Source organism: Cyclobacterium sp. L-R, from assembly GCF_056859355.1.
Map to the genome: position 1 here is coordinate 179,275 of NZ_JBSXOH010000073.1, position 18,466 is coordinate 197,740.

The following is an 18,466-nucleotide window of genomic DNA, read 5'->3' on the forward strand; positions in this document are numbered from 1 at the left end:
AATGATTTTACCGAATTCCATTACTATTAAAATGGTAAATCATCTGCATCGCTGTCATTGCCATCATAAGCTGGGGTAGAAGAAGTGTTCATTCCAGCGTTTGTATTAGAGTTTTGAGCGGGGCTACTCTGTCCTCCACCTTGGGCATTTTCTTGCCCGCCAGTTCTTGAACCGAGCATGGTAAAACTCTGGACCCTTACTTTGGTCCTTTTACGGTTATTGCCCTGATCATCCTGCCAGGTGTCTGATTTTATTTTGCCCTCTACATATATCTGACTGCCTTTTTTCAAGTATTGTTCCGCAACTCTGGCCTGTCCATCCCACAGTTCCAAATCGTGCCATTCAGTATTTTCTACGCGGTTTCCAGAACGGTCTTTATAGGATTCTGTAGTAGCCAACCTTAGGTTTGCGACTACTTTGTCTCCTTCCAAGTGCTTTACTTCTGGGTCTGCACCCAAATTTCCCAATAAAATTACTTTATTAACTCCTGCCATTATTAAATTTTTTCGGTTATTTAAAAAGCTGATTAAATATAAACAATTAATTTTTTTGATTCAAGTAGTGAACAATCAATTTAGGTTTGCCTAAGGACTCTAGGGAAGACTCATTCACAAGTGAATAATTATTTTTTTCAACCCATTTCTCAAGCGCCTCTCTATACTTTGCTTTCAATTTTATATTCACAAAGGAAGCAAAAATTCTTTGATGTGTGAGTAGGTGTTTGAAGGGTTTTTCGGAACTTATATTATAATGAGGCTGCATATAATTGAGTTCTTTCGGTAATTCAAGGCTGTCGGGTTCAATATTTATGATGTCCTCCGGGGAGCTGTACTCTTCTAATGGAAAGTCTATCAGGCCTTGCCAGATGTCTTTTTCTTCTCGTTTTCTAACAACGGTAAAGTCATCCATCTGAATATGGAAGTATAAAAAATACCGTGATTTTATTTTCACTTTTTTTTCATTGACCGGAAGAACATTGACTAGTGCATTTTGAAAGGCATAACATTTGGAGCTTAGGGGGCATTGATTGCAAGTTGGGTTTTTTGGGACACATTGCAGTGCTCCGAACTCCATAATGGCCTGATTGTATTGGTCTGGAGATTCTTTAGGAATAAGTTTGTTGGCCAGCTGGTCAAATGCTTTTTTGCCATTGTTGGAAGAGATGTCTAAATCTAAGCCAAAATACCGAGACAAAACTCGAAAAACATTGCCATCAAGGACTGCAACTTGTTCTTTAAAGGCAAAAGAGGCTATAGCTGCGGCAGTATAGGGACCGACTCCTTTTAGTTTTAATAAGGCTTTATAATTATCTGGAAATTCACCATTTCTTTCATTTACTATAGATTGAGCACATGAGTGTAGGTTTCTTGCTCTACTATAATAGCCCAAGCCCTGCCAGGTTCTTAAAATTTCTTCTTGTGGTGCATTTGCCAGATCAACTACAGTAGGGAATCTTTCGATGAAAGCGTGGAAATAAGGTAAACCCTGGGCCACTCGGGTTTGTTGTAGGATTATTTCGGACAACCAAATGATATATGGACTGTTTGTCTCTCTCCAAGGTAGATTACGGCGATGAATGGGATACCAACGGAGTAGATTCTCGGTGAAATAGTTGAAACTCAAAATTTTAAAATTTTATTTTTATCAGATAATTGAACAAATGACGCTAATTTTATCGATTTAATTTTTTAATTGGAATGGATATCGTAAATTTGCACTCCCAAAATTAGTTGGTTAATAGGAGGTTAAGCCTCAATTGAATTACACAAAAAAAAATTAAGACAGTGACTAAAGCAGAGGTAATCACAAAGATTTCGGAGAAGACAGGTATCCAAAAGGATGATGTTACACAGACCGTTGAGGCGTTTTTCAAGGTTGTAAAAGATTCAATGGCAGAAGGAGAAAATATCTATGTTAGAGGTTTTGGCAGTTTTATAAACAAAAAAAGGGCTAAAAAAATTGCTAGGAATATCTCTAAAAACACAGCCATTGTGATTGATGAACATTACGTTCCAGCTTTTAAACCATCTAAATCATTTATTGAAAAAATTAAAAACAGTCAAAACGTAAAAGAATTGGCTCCTCAGGACTAAACCCCTGAAACATTTGACTATGAAAAGATCCCAAATTATTTTCGTTGTTGCAGGTATTATTGTTTCCTACTTATTGTATAGCTTGCCCATGGTGGTAGTTGACAATGAGGATAAGGGGCTTTCTGAGGACGGAAATAGTCTGGGATCTGATTCATCAAGTGAAGAGAATAACCACGGGAATTCATTAAGTAGCAGCGACCTTGAGGTCATCGATAATTTGATGGCTGAGTTAGATGGAGAGGCTGGTACGGAAAATTTTGTTATATTCGCTGATTCAATTGCTAAAGTTTATCAAAGCGGAGGCAAATTGGATAGTGCTGCTTTTTATTACGGTCTGATTGCCGAGAAAGCGCCAGCTCCTGAAAATTGGGAGAAAGCGGGGAATGCCTATTATGAGGCATTTGGTTTTTCCATGGAAGAAATGAAGACCAAAAGGTTGGGAGATAAAACGCGCTTGTATTTGGGCAAAGTTTTGGAGGCCATGCCTGAAAGGCTTGATTTGAAAACCAAGATAGCGATGACATATGTGTCTTCAGCCAATCCTATGCAAGGCATTACCATGCTACGTGGGGTTTTGGAAGAAGATCCTACGAATGAGGAAGCCTTGTTCAATATGGGAATTTTGTCGATGCAGAGTGGTCAGTACAAAAGAGCTGTTGAACGTTTTGAAACACTTGTTGAGCATCACCCCGGAAATATTCAGGGGCAATTTTATTTGGGGGTAAGCTTGTTTGAATCCAATCAGAAGAAACTAGCTAAAACCCAATTAGAAGGATTACGTAAGCAAACTACAGATCCTCAGATTCTTTCGGGAATCGAGAATTACTTAGATAGATTATAATCAAAATATTGTTAAACTAAAACTATAAAATTATGCCTTGCGGAAAAAAAAGGAAGAGACATAAAATCGCTACACACAAGCGCAAAAAAAGATTGAGAAAAAACAGACACAAGAATAAGAAATAATCTTATTTCTGTACAATTAACACGTTCTTTTATTTCATAACAGAGACACAATTTGAGTTCAGAATTATTAATTGATTCATCTCAAAATGGTAGTCGAATTGCCCTTCTCAAAGATAAAAGCTTGATTGAGCTTCATGTTGAAGAAGAAGACAATAAGTTTAAAGTCGGAGACATATATCTTGGTGTTGTAAAGAAAATCGTAAATGGCTTAAATGCAGCCTTCATAGACGTAGGTTACGAAAAAGATGCTTTTTTGCATTATCAAGATTTAGGACCACAGGTTAACAGCTTAAGTAAGCTGGTAAAATTAACCCGAAATAAAAACCACAAAGGTTTCGACCTGAAGGGTTTTGAAAACGAACCTGAAATAGACAAACTTGGTAAAATAAGCCAAGTTTTGTCTAAAAACAATCAGGTGTTGGTACAAGTTGTTAAAGAACCGATTTCTACGAAGGGTCCTAGATTATCCTGTGAGCTCTCCCTTGCTGGTCGATACTTGGTATTGGTGCCATTTTCTAATACAGTGAACGTATCCAAAAAAATACGTAGTGCTGATGAAAGAAAAAGGTTATCCCGGCTTATCACTTCCATCAAACCGGCAAACTTCGGTGTGATCATCCGTACAGTGGCAGAAGGACAATCTGTCACCGAATTGGATAAAGACCTCAGGTCTCTTTTAGAGACTTGGGAAGATGGAATGCGAAAGCTTCAGAAAGCCAAAGTTAAAGACAAAATCATCGGAGAAATGAGTTTGGCTTCTTCTATAATTAGAGACCTACTCAACGAATCTTTCGACGCAATCACGGTAGAAGATGAAGTAATTTATGATCAGATGCGGTCTTATATAAGATCCATTGCTCCAGAAAAAGAAAAAATTGTTAAGCTTTACAACGGAAAAGCGAAGCTCTTTGAAAGTTTTGGTATTGAAAAACAGATCAAAAGCCTGTTTGGAACTACTGTTAGTCTCCCCCAAGGCGGTTATCTCATTATTGAGCATACAGAAGCCTTGCATGTAGTGGATGTTAACAGCGGTAACAAATCAAATCAGGAAAGTGATCAGGAAAATACTGGCCTGAAAACCAACATGGTGGCCGTAAAAGAAATTGCAAGGCAACTAAGGCTTCGCGATATGGGAGGTATAATTGTGATTGATTTTATCGATATGAAAAAGGCCGAGAACAAAAGGGCTATTTTTGAAGCGATGAAGGACGCAATGAGAGATGACCGATCCAAAAATACGGTACTCCCACTTACCAAGTTTGGATTGATGCAAATCACCAGACAACGCGTTAGACCTGAAATGAACATAGTAACCAAAGAAATTTGTCCTTCTTGTAATGGTACAGGCAAAATTCAGGCCTCCATACTTGTGGCAGATAAACTGGTAAAAGATTTAGAGCACATTGCAGTTCACCAAAACGAATCAAAGATTAAAATTGCATTGCATCCTTATTTACATGCCTATTTTACACATGGCATTTACTCTAAAAGGATGCAGTGGTTTTTTAAATATTATAAATGGATCAACCTGGTTAAAGATTCTTCACTACCGGTGACGGAGTATAAATTCCTGGATATTTCAGGAGAACCTTTAGAAATAATTATTAAAAGCGAGTCTGAATAGACTCGCTTTTTTTTATGCCTATTATTCTTTTATCCTTGCATCTTAAACCCGAAATATGCAATAGACATTCTATTACGTGTTGCAATCGATTTAAAATCAGCCACTTCGTTGCTGTTTTCAATTTCACCATAGCGGTGCTATGCTAAAATCTCCAAACAGTCTGATTTTCTTGCGATTGCAATACACATTACGAATCCTATTACATAATCCGGGATAAAGGAAAAATAACCTCTAAAATCATAATTTCCATTATACCTTTGATCTATAAATTATTGGCAACAACTTTTTTACATTTATAAGTTTTTCTCTATGATTCCCGAAGATAAAATCAAGCAATCCGATACCCGGATATTCAAAGCGGTTTTCCCAAATACTACCAATCACTATGATACCCTTTTTGGAGGTAAAGCCATGCAATTAATGGATGAAGTGGCCTTTATTACAGCTACTCGCTTTAGTAGGCAAAGAATGGTAACGATCAGTAGCGATAAAATTGATTTCACTCAACCCATACCTGCAGGAACCATCATTGAGCTTTTTGGCAGGGTAATCCATGTAGGAAATACCAGCCTTAAAGTGAGAGTAGAAGTATGGGTAGAACGGATGTATGAGGAAGGAAGGGAAAAAGCCATTTCCGGGACCTTTACTTTTGTAGCTATTGATATAGATAAAAAACCAGTAAAAATTATTGTTTGATTATTAGGCTAAGATGCTTCTTAGTTTTCTTTCGATCCATTGCATAAAGCCCCTTATTTTTACTGGTATTATGGAACAGAATTTTCCTTCGCTATCTGGAAATGTTGCAAGCGCAAGAAAATCAAATCATTTGAAAATTTTAGTACGGTACTGCTATGGTAAATTCTCCAAATAGCAACAAACAGATTTTTAACTTTTTTAAGCGTTTCATTGTATGTCTTGCTTATTTTGGATTAATTACAAAGTTAAAATCATAATCAATCCTTAACATCAATTCTAGTTGGGTCACTTGTGCTAAAGCTAACTTTGCCTTAAATACTTAGCGCATGAAAGCGATTCCAAACGAACAACTGCTTCTTCAGAGAATACAAAATGAGGATGATGACGCTTCCTTTAAACTGCTATTTGATGCCTATTGGGAATTGCTTTTTCTTCAAGCCCTTCAAAAAACGAAATCCCAAGACCTAGCGAAAGATCTGGCACAAGAGACTTTTATTGCCTTTTGGAAGTATAGAAAAAGCCTCAAGCAAATTCATAACCTAAAAAGCTACCTGGTTACGATGTTGAAATATCAATTCCTTAAGTGGATCGACCAGGAAAAAATTGTTTTTGATGAACTTGATACCGCCGTACCTAATGAGGTTTTTATTGATGGGAATGATGGTTTTAAGATTATGGAATTTAATGAATTGTATGCTTTCCTGATGGATACAATCGATGCCTTGCCTCAAAGGAGCAGACAAATTTTTATTCAAAACAGGTTTGAAAACAAAACCGTCAAAGAGTTGGCAGAGACCTATAATGTGGCAGAATCCACAGTTCGAAATCATTTAAGCCAGGCGAATGCAAAAATTCAAGGACAACTTGAGAACAATTTACTTTTAGTAGCAATCCTTTCCTTAATTATCGTTTGATTCTATTACCAATTTGTTACCATGTTCATTTTTTTATTCATCATTCATTAATGGATCTTGACTAGATAGAAAAAGTGATTTCAAGCTCTTATATACAGAGAGCACATTTATGAATTCACAAAAAATAATAAAACAAATACGGAAGCTTTTCAATAGGGAAGTAGAGAACAAAACAGAGGTTGATGAATTAAATCTTTGGTACCAGTCTCTTAATGAGCAGACGGTTATTCCTGAAAATCTTAGCGATATTAAATCCGATTCATGGATTACCATCCTTGAAAAAACACATCCTGTAGAAAGGCGCCTAGAGAACAAAAAGTTTCCATTTTTGAAGAATTGGTTATGGAAGGTCGCAATTTTCCTTGGGATATGTTTTACTTCTTACGGTTTGTTAAACCCCTTTTCTGAAGAGGAATTGCCAGTCAAATTAGCAGCAGGGGTTTATACCAATGACATAGGTAAAGTCTCCACCTTTTTTCTACCTGATGGTAGCGAAATTTGGTTGAGTACAGGGTCTGAATTGCAGTATGCGGAAGATTTTTCCCGAAATCGTAAGGTTAAACTCACTGGTGAAGCCTTTTTTAAGGTAAAGCGCAATCCTGATTTCCCTTTTCAAATCACTACTGGAACTTTTTCCACGGTAGTTTTAGGTACTTCTTTTAACCTTAAATCCTATGAGGAAAATGAAATAGAATTGTCTGTTTATTCTGGAAGAGTCATGTTTTTTGACCAGCAATCCCGTGAAAATTCAGCTACATTGGTAAAAGGGGAAAGAATAAGTTGGATGGAAGAGAAGGGAATAAGTGACATTCAATTTTTTGATACGGGCAAGCTACCCGACTGGCGTCAGGGTATGATAACTTTCGAAAATGCGGGATTAGTGGAAATTCAAAGCACTTTAAAAAAATGGTATAAAATACCCATTAAAATAGTGGGTAATAAAAAAAACTGTCATTACAGTGGAGAATTTAACCAAGCAAGCCTGGAGCAAATTTTGGAAACACTCAGCTATGCACTAAACATAACTTACGAACTAAATGATACCTATGTAACAATATACGCTACACCATGCAAAATAAAATCCGGTGGTAAATGATACCACCGGATAATAGATCGAATGACTTTACTGTCGGGTTGGTGTACAAATTTGACGATAGGACACCTCCCAGTCTCAACCTTTTATTATTTATCAAAATTATGAAAAAAAAACTACTACAAAGCATTTGGGATACCTCAAAGTACTTAATGCTTGTGTTAATGCTGAATAATTGCCTAAGTGGAATGGCCATTGCCAACAACATTCAGGCGCAGCATCTAAACGAGACACAAATTTCCATTCAGTCCAGAAAGACATCTGTACTTGCGTTTTTTCATTTAGTTGAAAAACAAACCACGTTTAGGTTCCATTTTAACCCTGAAGCGGTTGAAAACAAAGCAATTGCTCTTTCGGGTAATTCAGACCTTGAAACATTACTTTATGAGGTGGCAGCTCAAGCAAAGCTTGGTTTTAAACAAGTGAATGAATCCATAGCGGTCAAACCTACTTTAAAGAAATCCCAGAAAATGGTTGAAGTGAAAATCAATCTCTCTGGTAGGGTCTTGGACGCTGAGACGCATGAACCCATAACAGGTGCGAGTGTATATATCTCGGAAACCAGCCAAGGGGCAATGGCTGATTTGGATGGAAATTGGTTTATGGAGATTGATGAGTCTTTGCTAGGCAAAGAAATCAAGGCATCGGCTTTAGGCTATGATTCTAAAGTGCTACCAATTGTGAGAGAAAACATTGTTTTCACCCTTAATCCTCAGGAGCTGGAAGAGGTAGTAATCGTAGGATATGGCACCCAGAAAAAAATAAACCTGACTGGGGCTGTATCTCAGATTGGCTCAGAAGCCATTGAAAATAGACCCTCACCCAATTTGACAAGGATGCTTCAAGGAGCTTTACCCAACCTGAATATCAAGATGGTCGATGGTAGTCCAACACGATCAGCCTCATTCAATATTCGTGGTGCGACATCCATTGGAGCAGGTGGTGATGCCTTGGTGTTGATCGATGGAGTAGAAGGAGATCCAAACTTGGTCAATCCCAATGATGTAGAAAGTGTGACTGTTTTGAAAGATGCCTCCTCTGCAGCTGTTTATGGTTCAAGAGCAGCTTTTGGTGTGGTTTTGATTACCACCAAAAACCCAGTTAAAGGACATTCTGGAGTAGATGTTAAAATCAGCCATTCTGTAAACCAGAGAACAGTAGTTCCTAACCTTGTAACAAATGGTTATGAGTGGGCCAAAAACTTTGATGAGGCATTTACTGGTTGGTACGATTACAAAACCCACCCTATCTCGGTAAACAGTATTTTCCCTTTTTCACTCGAATACCTAGAAGAGCTGAAAAATCATAACGATAACCCAAATTTGCCAGAAACGGTTTTCAATGAAGAGTTGAATCGCTATGAGTATTTTGGTAGTACCGATTGGTTTGATTACCTGCATAAGGATAAAATGCCTGCTACAGAAGCTTCTATAAGTGCTTCGGGGGCAACTGACAAAGCCAGTTATTATATATCTGGCCTTTATTATCACCAAGACGGGATTTTTAGGTACTCTTCTGACAGGTTTGACAAGTACAATCTAAGGGCAAAAGGAGAAGTAAAGCTTACTGATTGGTTGACGATTCAAAATAACTTTGACCTCAGTACATACAAATATGAATATCCCCTTTTGGCCAATGGCGATGCTGGAATTTGGAGGTATTTGGCAGTTCAAGGATTTCCAATGGCGGTAATGCAAAACCCTGACGGGACATTTACGCAATCCGGTTCTTATATAGGTGCTTCCTATGTAGATGGTAGCAGTAAATCGGATCAGAGCAAATTCTTTGTAAGAAATACACCTACGCTTACGGCCACTCCTTTTGGTGACCTATTGACTTTTAAAGCCAATTTCACTTTTTCCAAGACCTTTAATAAAGATTCTCGGTTCAATAATTTTGTAAACTACAGTTCGGCACCGGGTCAGACTGCACGATTTGGTCAAAGTTTGCTGCGGGAGTTGACAGATGAAAACACCTATTGGGGCTCAAATATTACAACCGAGTTAAAAAAGAGTTTTAACGAAGTGCATGACTTCAGCTTGCTTTTGGGTTATAATGTGGAAAGCAATCGTGCGTCAAACTTAAACGCTCAGCGAGATGGCTTATTGGTAGAGACCAAGCCAGATTTCAACCTAATGGATGGCCTTAATTATACCATTAGTGGTGGAGGAAGTGAGTGGAGGTATATGGGTGCTTTTTACCGACTCAATTACCGTTTTAATGAGAAATACCTATTGGAATTCAATGGTCGGTATGATGGCTCCTCCAAATTCCCTAGTGACCAGCGGTATGGCTTTTTCCCATCGGTTTCTGCAGGTTGGAATCTTTCCGAGGAAGGCTTTATGAGCACTACCAAAAGTTGGTTGGACAACCTGAAAATCCGTTCCTCATATGGCACACTTGGCAATGGGAATGTGGCGCCATACCGCTATATGGAAACTATGACTGTTGCTAAAACAAGTGTGATTTTGGATGGCATTCAAAAAGGATATACCTATTTACCTGGAGCGATTCCTTCTGGGCTTACCTGGGAAAAGGCCACTACCTTTGACATAGGTTTGGACGCTTCCATGTACAGTGGAAAATTCACCTTGAGCTTTGACTGGTACAACCGATTGACTACGGATATGTTCACCTATGGTGAGCCCTTGCCAAATGTCTTCGGAGCAACAGTTCCTTACGGAAATTTTGCTGACTTGTCTACTAAAGGTTGGGAATACACCATGGCTTGGAGAGATGAATTTTCCCTGGCTTCAAAACCTTTCAGTTATAGTGTTTCTGGTTCAGTATGGGACAGTAAAGCAAAAATCACAAAGTTTAATAATCCCAATAAACTTATCTCAAGCACCTATTATGAGGGTTCCAGTATTGGCGAAATCTGGGGATATGAAACCATGGGATTGTTCACCTCAGCAGAGGATGTTGCTAGTCACGCTGATCAGAGTTACATCATTAACTCTAATAACAGGCAATGGCTTCCAGGGGATTTAAAGTTTGCTGACCTGAACAATGATGGAGTTATAAACCAAGGTACTAACTCAGTAGATGATCCCGGAGATCGAAGAGTTATTGGAAACAATGCGCCAAGATACCAATTTGGTTTCACGCTTTCTGGCGATTGGAATGGCTTTGGTCTTTCCGCATTCTTCCAGGGTATAGGCAAGCGGGATTGGTACTTTGCTCCTGAAGCAGATCTTTTCTATGGCCCTTATAACCGTCCTTATGGTTTCCAGCCTGAAATCATGATGAATGACATCTGGTCCGAAGAAAACCCTGAAGCTTATTTCCCACGATTCAGAGGCTATACCGCATTGAGTACTACCAGATCACTTGGTGCACCTCAAACAAGGTTTTTACAGGATGCCAGTTATTTAAGATTGAAAAACGTGACCCTCGATTATACCATTCCAGCACAGCTTATTAGTAAGGTGGGGCTGAAAAAAGCGATGGTCTACGTAAGTGGACAGAATATTCTGACATTTTCAGGACTCTACAAACATACGGACAATTTTGATCCGGAAATTATCGAATCTCCCACTGGAGGCATGACCAATAGCCATGGACAGGGAGATGCCTATCCTATGCTAAAAACCTATACCCTCGGTTTGAACCTTTCATTTTAATTATTGACGCTATTTGATTATGAAAAAATCATTGCTATTACTATCAATGGCCATCTTTTCCATCTTGTCTCTCAGTTCCTGTGAAGACTTTTTGGAAACCGAGCCAGTGGATAAATTGGTGCCGAATACCTTTTTCCAATCCGAAAAAGACCTGGAGTTATATACCACTTCCTTCTATCAACGGATGCTTCCAAGTGGGTTGGCAGTAGTTCAGAGTGATGAAATGGGTGATTTTACTTCTAAAAATCAATCTCCTACTTTCATTTCAGGAACGTATTCTTCCGTAGATGAAGGTTCATGGAACTGGACAAATTTAAGAAATATCAACTATTTTCTTGAAAACTTTGACAATGAAGTCATTCCGAAGGAAGCCAGAGACCATTACGAAGGCATTGCAAGATTCTTTCGAGCCTGGTTCTATTTTGAAAAAGTGAAACAGTATGGAGATGTGCCTTGGTATACAAAAACGCTTGATACTTCTGATCAGGAAGAACTCTACAAACCAAGAGATTCTCGTGAAATGGTGATGAACAATGTATTGGAAGATTTAAATTTTGCAGTGGAGCATATTAGGGACACTAAGGACAATACTTCCTCAATGGTTACCCGACAAGTTGCTTTGGCTTTCAAATCAAGGGTCACTCTTTTTGAAGGAACGTTCAGAAAATACCATTCTGAAGCTGGGCTAGCCGCTACCGCAAATGTATTTTTGACGGAAGCTGCAGATGCAGCAAAAAAAGTAATGGATGCTGGCATGTATTCGCTGTATAATAATGGAACTCCTGCTACAGATTATAGGGTGCTTTTTACCAGCGAAAATCCAGTCAACACAGAAACAATGTTTGCTGTGGTTTACAACAATGCCTTGCGAAGGTGGCACAATATCACATGGAAGTTTAATAGCGCTACTTATGGAGCACGTTGGGGCTTGAACAAGCAATTTATTAATACCTACCTGATGACTGATGGCAGTCGCTTTACAGACAAGCAAGGGTATGATGAATTCTTATTTGTTGAGGAAATGAAAGATAGAGATGCCCGACTTGGACAAACTGTCCGTTCCCTTGGCTATACCAGAAGTGATGGGAGTGCAGCCCCACCAAATTTCGGTTATACTTTCACTGGTTATCATATATTGAAACATAGTCTTGACGACAAAAGACTAGACGGAATTTCAGAAGCTTACAATTCTATTCCGCTGATCCGATACGCAGAAGTTCTCTTGAATTATGCAGAGGCAAAAGCCGAACTAGGAGAATTTGATGAAAACATATGGTATCAAACCATTGGTACGCTTCGGGAAAGAGCTGGCGTTAATCCAGTGGTACCGGCTACTGCAGATAGTTATCTCCAAAACACCTACTTCCCTAATATTTCAGACAAGTTTTTACTTGAAATTAGAAGGGAAAGGGGCATAGAGCTTTGTTACGAAGGGTTTAGGTATGATGATCTTCTTCGTTGGAAAAAAGGTGAATTAATGGAAATGCAATGGAAAGGAATCTATGTTCCCGGATTAGATATGCTAATGGATTTGGATGGCAATGGAACACCTGATGTTTCTTTCGTGCAGACGGTTCCTGAGACAAAAGTCCCTGGTGTGATCTATTATATTATTGATGGAACTGCTTCTCAACTTTCTGAAAGTACCAAAGGTCACCTGATCTGGAGAGATGATGAAGAAAGAGAATTTTCTGAAAAGAAATACCTTCATCCCATTTCCAATTCAGACATTCTGTTGAATCCAAACCTTGAACAAAACCCAGGCTGGGATTGATTTATTACTAATTATGCAACAGAAATTTAAAATTTTACTGCTGGTGGCCATGGTCATCAGCAGTATTTCTTTCGCTCAAAACAGTAAAATAACTGTTCCTGATATTCCTGGGTTTTATACGCTTAAAGGTGATTTCCATATGCATACCGTTTTTTCTGATGGACATGTATGGCCTACCTTTCGGGTCAAAGAGGCACTAAGGGATGACCTGGATGTGATTTCACTTACCGAGCATATCGATTACGAAGGCTTTCCCGATCTAATTGATAAAGATTACAATCAATCCTATGAAATTGCATCAAAAGCGGCAGCCAATAAGGGTTTGATCATCATCAGAGGTGTAGAAATTTCCCCACGGGTAGCCCCCTACCATCACAATGCATTGTTTCTGGAGGATGCGAATATTTTACCCACCGCCTACATGAAAAGTGGAAAAGCTGAATTTGTGATGAAGGACAGCATTACGCATGATCAATTGATGGGGCCATTTCTTGCTGCCCAAAAACAGAATGCCTTTGTGGTATATAATCACCCAAGCTGGAGCTGGTGGGACAAGAAGGACACCGTATTGTTTACAGCTTTTCATCAGGAATTATTGGACAGGGATATTTTGGACGGAGTGGAAGTGGTCAATTCCGGAAATTACAATGTGATAGCCCATAGGATGGCCTTGGAACATGATTTGGCGATGCTTTGTAATACGGACGAACATTATGACAATCACCCAAGGTACAAAGATACCCACCGACCCATGACCTTGGTTTTTGCAAAAGAGAAATCAGCAGCAGGAGTTGAAGAAGCCTTATTTGCTAAGCGAACAGCCTTGTATTTTGGTGACTATGTTGTCGCCAGAAAATTCGAAGCCGAAGCTTTATTCAAGGCTTCCTTAGATGTATATGTAGAGCGAAAATTACGGAAAGCAGAACCACTGATGGTTGTTAACTTCGTTAATAATAGTGATATTCCTTTTCAGACTACAATTACAGCTGAATACGATATTGAAGGGTATCCTTTGGGACAAGTAAAAATTAGCCCCCATGATACCACAAAAGTAATCTTGAAAGCGGTATGGAAATATCCTGAGGAAACACGCATTAATTTAACTGTTGAAAACGTTCTGGTTTCACCTGATGCAGGTTTAACTACTGAATTTATACTTTCTACCGAAGGGAAAAAGTAAATTATATAGCCCCATGAATTATAAAATTTTATTATTCGCCTTTTGCTTGCTCCTGGTAAAGGAGCAAGCTTTGCATGCACAAGCTCTTAAAGTAATTTCCTATAATATTCATCATGGGGCAGATAAAAATGAAGTGAATACACTTGAGGAAATGGGTGCATACATCAAGCGCAGTCATGCTGATTTGGTCGGTTTACAGGAAGTAGACAGTATGTGCAACCGTTCAGGCAATGTAGATCAAATGAAAGTTTTGGCCGAGATTACGGGAATGTATTATGTTTTCCTAAGACATTTTGCCTACGATGGTGGGGCATATGGATTGGGAATCTTGTCAAAATATCCCATAAATAGCCAACAAAATGGAAAGATCACTTCCATGAAAAATGGCGAAAAAAAGTCACTAGGATTGCTGGGTGCAAGAATCTCCTTGCCAAATGGACAGCAGCTTGATTTTGTTACGGTTCATTACGCCCTGGACCAATCGACAAGAATGATTCAGGCAGCTGAGACTTTGGATTTTTTTAAGAAAGATGTTCCAGTTGTTCTTACTGGTGATTTCAATGCTTTACCAGGAACGGACGAAATGAAATTGCTTTCCCAACAGTTTAAAATGGCAGATGAAAATCTGGGCTTTACTTTCCCCACTATAAATCCTGTCAAAAAAATTGATTTTATCTGGACGAGTAAGAAAAACCTGGAAAAGGCAAACAGGGTCCATATTCCTAGCATCCATTGGTCAGATCATCTGCCGCTCGAAGCAGATTTGGTGCTGAATTTCAACTAATTATTAATTTCTTATAAACTTGAACGCTATTTTAGATCGCATTAAATCCAACCAAATAGTCACTGCGAGCCCTCTTAGGAGAGGTTGAGGCAGGGAAGGTTTCTGCAGTACCTCTTCGCAGGGGATTCCCTTGACTTTCTCTGAAAAATGTCTTTCCTAATCCTAACGATAGCGGTTTAATGAAATTGGGTCGACCCCAGGCTATAAACTTTTTACCATCAATTTTATGAATAAATTACCTTACCTTTTTCTTTTAGTTTTCACCCTTCTTTTTACTTCTTGCACCAATGCCCAGGAGCCTTCCGAAATTGTTGATTCCGAATACCAACCTGAACGGGTTGATGGACTTGAGCTCAAAGTACTCAGTTACAATGTGCATCATTGCAATCCTGCTAGTAAACCAGGTTTGATAGATGTGGATGGGATTGCTAAAGTTATAATTGATTCAAAGGCGGATGTAGTGGGTTTGCAGGAAATTGACGTCAACAATGAAAGATCTGGAAAGCACCTGGATCAAGCGAAAGAATTGGCAAGGCTCACCGGGATGGAGTTTTACTTTTCCAAGGGCATCGATTATAAAGGGGGCGCTTTTGGAACGGCCATTTTATCTAAATACCCAATATCACAAATGGAAACCCTTTATCTTCCCGAGGAAACAGGTACAGAGAGAAGGACACTTTCCATTATTACAGTTGAATTCCCTGAAGGGAAAAAGATCAGGTTTGGCAATACGCATTTAGATTATACAAGTGATGACAATGCACTGGATCAGGCAAAGGCCATCACAAGTTACTTTGAAAATGAAGCATTACCTGTGGTATTGGTGGGAGATTTTAATGTGGAGGCAAACAGTAAGACCATGGCCCATCTGGACAAAACCTATAACCGAACATGTGCCCAGAGCTGCCCAAATACCTTTCCTGTGGTCAAGCCCAGTAAAGCCATTGATTTTATTTTGTATTCATCTGGTTTAGGAATCCAGACGCTGTTTCATGAGGTTATTCAAGAGCATTATGCATCTGATCACTTGCCGGTATTGGCAAAGCTGAGGTTAAAGCAGTAAGTATTATTTTTATGGTCTTAAAAATTTGATCATTTTGGCTTTTTAAATTGTAGGTTTAGAAGTTTCAGGTTATCTGTTTTTTTAGATAACTTGAGAAAAATTTGCCATGAGGGCTTGAATCATTGATCCTGAGAAACCTAAGTGGATTCTTACGGACAAGCAATTTCAATTAATTAAAAATTACTATGAAAAGTACCATAATGTTATTTTCAGCGCTAGCCATTATAATGCTGAATACTGGGTTGTCCTTTGCTGGTAAAGGAGACTTTTATCAAATAAAAATTTATCATTTTTCCTCCACTGAGCAGGAAAATGTTATTGATACCTACTTGGAAAAAGCATACCTCCCGGCCATGCATAGGGCTGGAATTGAGCATATTGGGGTATTCAAACCTGTTGCTTCAACTGAGGGAAAAAAGCCCAATGAAAAGTTAATTTATGTGCTGATACCCTTTAGTTCTCAAAAGGAGTTTTCTAAAATCGATTCCAAACTTGCCAAGGACCAACAATTCCAATCAGCAGGTGCCAAATACCTAAATGCACCCTATACCAATCCTCCTTACGATAGAATCGAATCAATTTTATTGAATGCCTTCGAGAAAAATCCAAAATATGGTGTTCCTGATTTGAGTGGGCCAAATAAAGACAGGATTTATGAATTGCGTAGCTATGAAGGCCATACTGAGAAGATATCAGAAAACAAGATCAAGATGTTCAATGATGGTGACGAAGTTGGTCTTTTTAAAAGATTGGGATTCAATGCTGTTTTTTATGGTGAGGTTGTTTCGGGGCCAACAATGCCAAACCTGATGTACATGACGACTTTTGAAAATAAAGCTGACCGTGATGCCCATTGGGATAAATTTCGTTCAGATCCTTATTGGAAAGAGTTGTCTTCACTTCCACAATACCAGAACAATGTCTCAAAAAATGTAACGCTTTTTCTATATCCTACCGATTATTCGGACATTTGATAATGTAGATTTATGACTGGAAATTCATTTTCCAGTCATAAATTATTACCTTTTTACAAATATGCTTTTTTGATTCTCTCCACTTTAAATTACAGTAACTATCACACGCCTGTATCTGGTCAATTGAGGGCTTCCATTGTCAGTCACTTCACAGATGACATGGATGGTTTGACCTGGCTTGGCATCTTTAGGTACTGTTAGCGTAGCTTTTTGATTTCCTGCTTTCTGGATCAATACCTCTCCTTTATACGTTCCAGGGTCCTTGTATTGCCACCAGGAATACCTTAGTTCATCCCCATCTGGGTCATGTGAACCTGCTGCACTTAGCTTTATTTTTGCTCCTGCCTTAAGGGATAAGTCCTGAGGGTGAGCAAGGACGACGGTAGGTTCGTGGTTGGCCTCCTGGTAGGATTTGATGGTCCAATCGGCACGTGCAGCAAAATCGTTTTGCATTGCTGCGGTCCAACGCCAAAACGGTTCCAAATAATCCGTCAACTCCTGGTCATTGGGAATGGCTTCTTTGAGCCGCTCTCTCCCCCATGCAGAATTTCCATACCACCTTCCTTCAGGATATTTGTAAGAAGGGTCAGCCACAGGGTCTAGCCAGGTGTTTTCCCTCACCTTTACGTACCTGCCACCCCAGCCTCCAAAGTCCGGTGATTCCATGCTTCGTAAACCTGTAGGAATGGTATGGAGAAAGGCAGGAGAATCTCCTTCGGATCTAAAGTCTCCTTCTTCGAAACCCTTGTCTCCTGATTTATGCGCAGGATACATGGATAACAATGGGCCGTGGCCTTTCAGAATGTTTTCCTTCATCCAATCGGCATCCAGGTATTTCTGTTGTTCAGCTGGAAGATACTTTTTCCAATGATAGAAAATGGCAATAAACTGATCTGAGATGATGGTTGGGATATTGAATTTTCCCCAGACAGGCCGAATGTATTTTTGGTAGGTATCGTCTTGTTCCCAGATAAAATAGAATCGGATTTTACGGGCTACTTTTTCCATCTTGTCTGCATGGTCTTTTTCTATTGTTTTCAATGCCCTTGCGATGGTATTGGTTCCGCCCCAGGCCTGAATCCAAATCGGGCGATCATCAGATTCATCCAAAAGCACTTTAACGATATGTTGGGAGCCGGCTGTTATTTTTTCCATTTCTCCTTCGGTCTCTACATTACCGAGAAAAGTGCGTTCTCTGAGGTAGGCTGCGGCGGGAAACGCTTTATCATGTTTGAGGAGGTTGGGTTGAACCTTTGCATAAGCTTCCAAGTAAGGAATTGCCCAGTCGTCTCCTGCCCATTTGTGTCCATGCCAATGGTACTGAGAACTGGAGGTAATGATCCCTTCTATGTCCCATTCATTGGCATAAAGCAGGAATCGAACCAGGGAGCATTCATCATCTATTTCTCCATCACTTGTGACGATGACCCTAGGTTTTAATGGTTTTTCTTGGGCAGAGATCTCCCCACAGAGGCAACTTATTAGGAGTACGAATAATAGTAGGGGTGAAAAATGTTTAAATGGTTTCATAGGTTTAATGTTAAATAGGTTAGGCTAATTATTACGTTTTTAATCTATCAAAAAGTATTGCCTAAAACAAGCCACTAGACCAAATAAATTATCTAAGAAACCATCACCTGATAAAATGAGTAGGATTGGACTAAAAGTAAAATCTTCACTTG

Annotated in this window: 15 protein-coding genes; 12 read left to right on the forward strand and 3 right to left on the reverse strand. The window is 39.1% G+C overall.

The window, feature by feature from the left end; translation table 11 throughout:
• Positions 1-26: 26 nt before the first annotated feature.
• Both AC13EX_RS12885 and mutY read right to left on the reverse strand, forming a co-directional pair.
• Positions 27-494 (reverse strand): single-stranded DNA-binding protein, encoded by a 468-nt coding sequence (locus tag AC13EX_RS12885; RefSeq protein ID WP_482892991.1) that lies wholly within the window; start codon positions 492-494, stop codon positions 27-29.
• 46 nt (positions 495-540) lie between these two features.
• Positions 541-1,623, reverse strand: a complete 1,083-nt coding sequence (gene mutY / locus AC13EX_RS12890; RefSeq protein ID WP_482892992.1) for an A/G-specific adenine glycosylase — start codon at positions 1,621-1,623, stop codon at positions 541-543.
• A gap of 161 nt (positions 1,624-1,784) precedes the next feature.
• Here mutY and AC13EX_RS12895 point away from each other — a divergent pair, with 161 nt between their 5' ends.
• From AC13EX_RS12895 to AC13EX_RS12950, 12 genes are all read left to right on the forward strand, one after another.
• Complete coding sequence (locus AC13EX_RS12895) at positions 1,785-2,093, forward strand: HU family DNA-binding protein (protein ID WP_048641475.1); 309 nt, start codon at positions 1,785-1,787, stop codon at positions 2,091-2,093.
• A 19-nt stretch (positions 2,094-2,112) separates the two neighbouring features.
• Entirely contained in the window at positions 2,113-2,934 is an 822-nt protein-coding gene (locus AC13EX_RS12900; RefSeq protein ID WP_048641474.1) for a tetratricopeptide repeat protein, read from the forward strand.
• A gap of 177 nt (positions 2,935-3,111) precedes the next feature.
• On the forward strand, positions 3,112-4,683 hold the full coding sequence (locus tag AC13EX_RS12905) for an Rne/Rng family ribonuclease (protein WP_048641473.1): 1,572 nt from the start codon (positions 3,112-3,114) through the stop codon (positions 4,681-4,683).
• 309 nt (positions 4,684-4,992) lie between these two features.
• Positions 4,993-5,379 carry an acyl-CoA thioesterase gene (locus tag AC13EX_RS12910; RefSeq protein ID WP_482892993.1) on the forward strand — a complete coding sequence of 129 codons (387 nt, stop codon included), beginning with the start codon at positions 4,993-4,995 and terminating at the stop codon, positions 5,377-5,379.
• A gap of 326 nt (positions 5,380-5,705) precedes the next feature.
• Entirely contained in the window at positions 5,706-6,293 is a 588-nt protein-coding gene (locus AC13EX_RS12915) for an RNA polymerase sigma factor (protein WP_482892995.1), read from the forward strand.
• 109 nt (positions 6,294-6,402) lie between these two features.
• Entirely contained in the window at positions 6,403-7,389 is a 987-nt protein-coding gene (locus AC13EX_RS12920; protein ID WP_482892996.1) for a FecR family protein, read from the forward strand.
• Between the two features lie 101 nt (positions 7,390-7,490).
• Complete coding sequence (locus tag AC13EX_RS12925; protein ID WP_482892998.1) at positions 7,491-11,009, forward strand: SusC/RagA family TonB-linked outer membrane protein; 3,519 nt, start codon at positions 7,491-7,493, stop codon at positions 11,007-11,009.
• A 19-nt stretch (positions 11,010-11,028) separates the two neighbouring features.
• Positions 11,029-12,783, forward strand: a complete 1,755-nt coding sequence (locus AC13EX_RS12930; RefSeq protein WP_482892999.1) for a RagB/SusD family nutrient uptake outer membrane protein — start codon at positions 11,029-11,031, stop codon at positions 12,781-12,783.
• 13 nt (positions 12,784-12,796) lie between these two features.
• A complete protein-coding gene (locus AC13EX_RS12935; RefSeq protein WP_482893000.1) occupies positions 12,797-13,963 on the forward strand; it encodes an Sb-PDE family phosphodiesterase in 1,167 nt (388 codons plus the stop codon).
• Positions 13,964-13,976: 13 nt separating this feature from the next.
• On the forward strand, positions 13,977-14,747 hold the full coding sequence (locus tag AC13EX_RS12940) for an endonuclease/exonuclease/phosphatase family protein (protein ID WP_482893001.1): 771 nt from the start codon (positions 13,977-13,979) through the stop codon (positions 14,745-14,747).
• Between the two features lie 226 nt (positions 14,748-14,973).
• Positions 14,974-15,810: an endonuclease/exonuclease/phosphatase family protein gene (locus AC13EX_RS12945; RefSeq protein WP_482893003.1), complete on the forward strand. Its 837-nt coding sequence runs from the start codon at positions 14,974-14,976 to the stop codon at positions 15,808-15,810.
• A gap of 185 nt (positions 15,811-15,995) precedes the next feature.
• On the forward strand, positions 15,996-16,784 hold the full coding sequence (locus AC13EX_RS12950; protein WP_482893004.1) for an NIPSNAP family protein: 789 nt from the start codon (positions 15,996-15,998) through the stop codon (positions 16,782-16,784).
• A gap of 84 nt (positions 16,785-16,868) precedes the next feature.
• Here the strand turns inward: AC13EX_RS12950 and AC13EX_RS12955 are convergent, their stop codons facing one another.
• The gene (locus AC13EX_RS12955) at positions 16,869-18,314 is read right to left on the reverse strand and encodes a nucleoside hydrolase-like domain-containing protein (RefSeq protein WP_482893005.1); all 1,446 of its coding nucleotides are present in this window, start codon (positions 18,312-18,314) and stop codon (positions 16,869-16,871) included.
• Between the last annotated feature and the right edge of the window lie 152 nt (positions 18,315-18,466).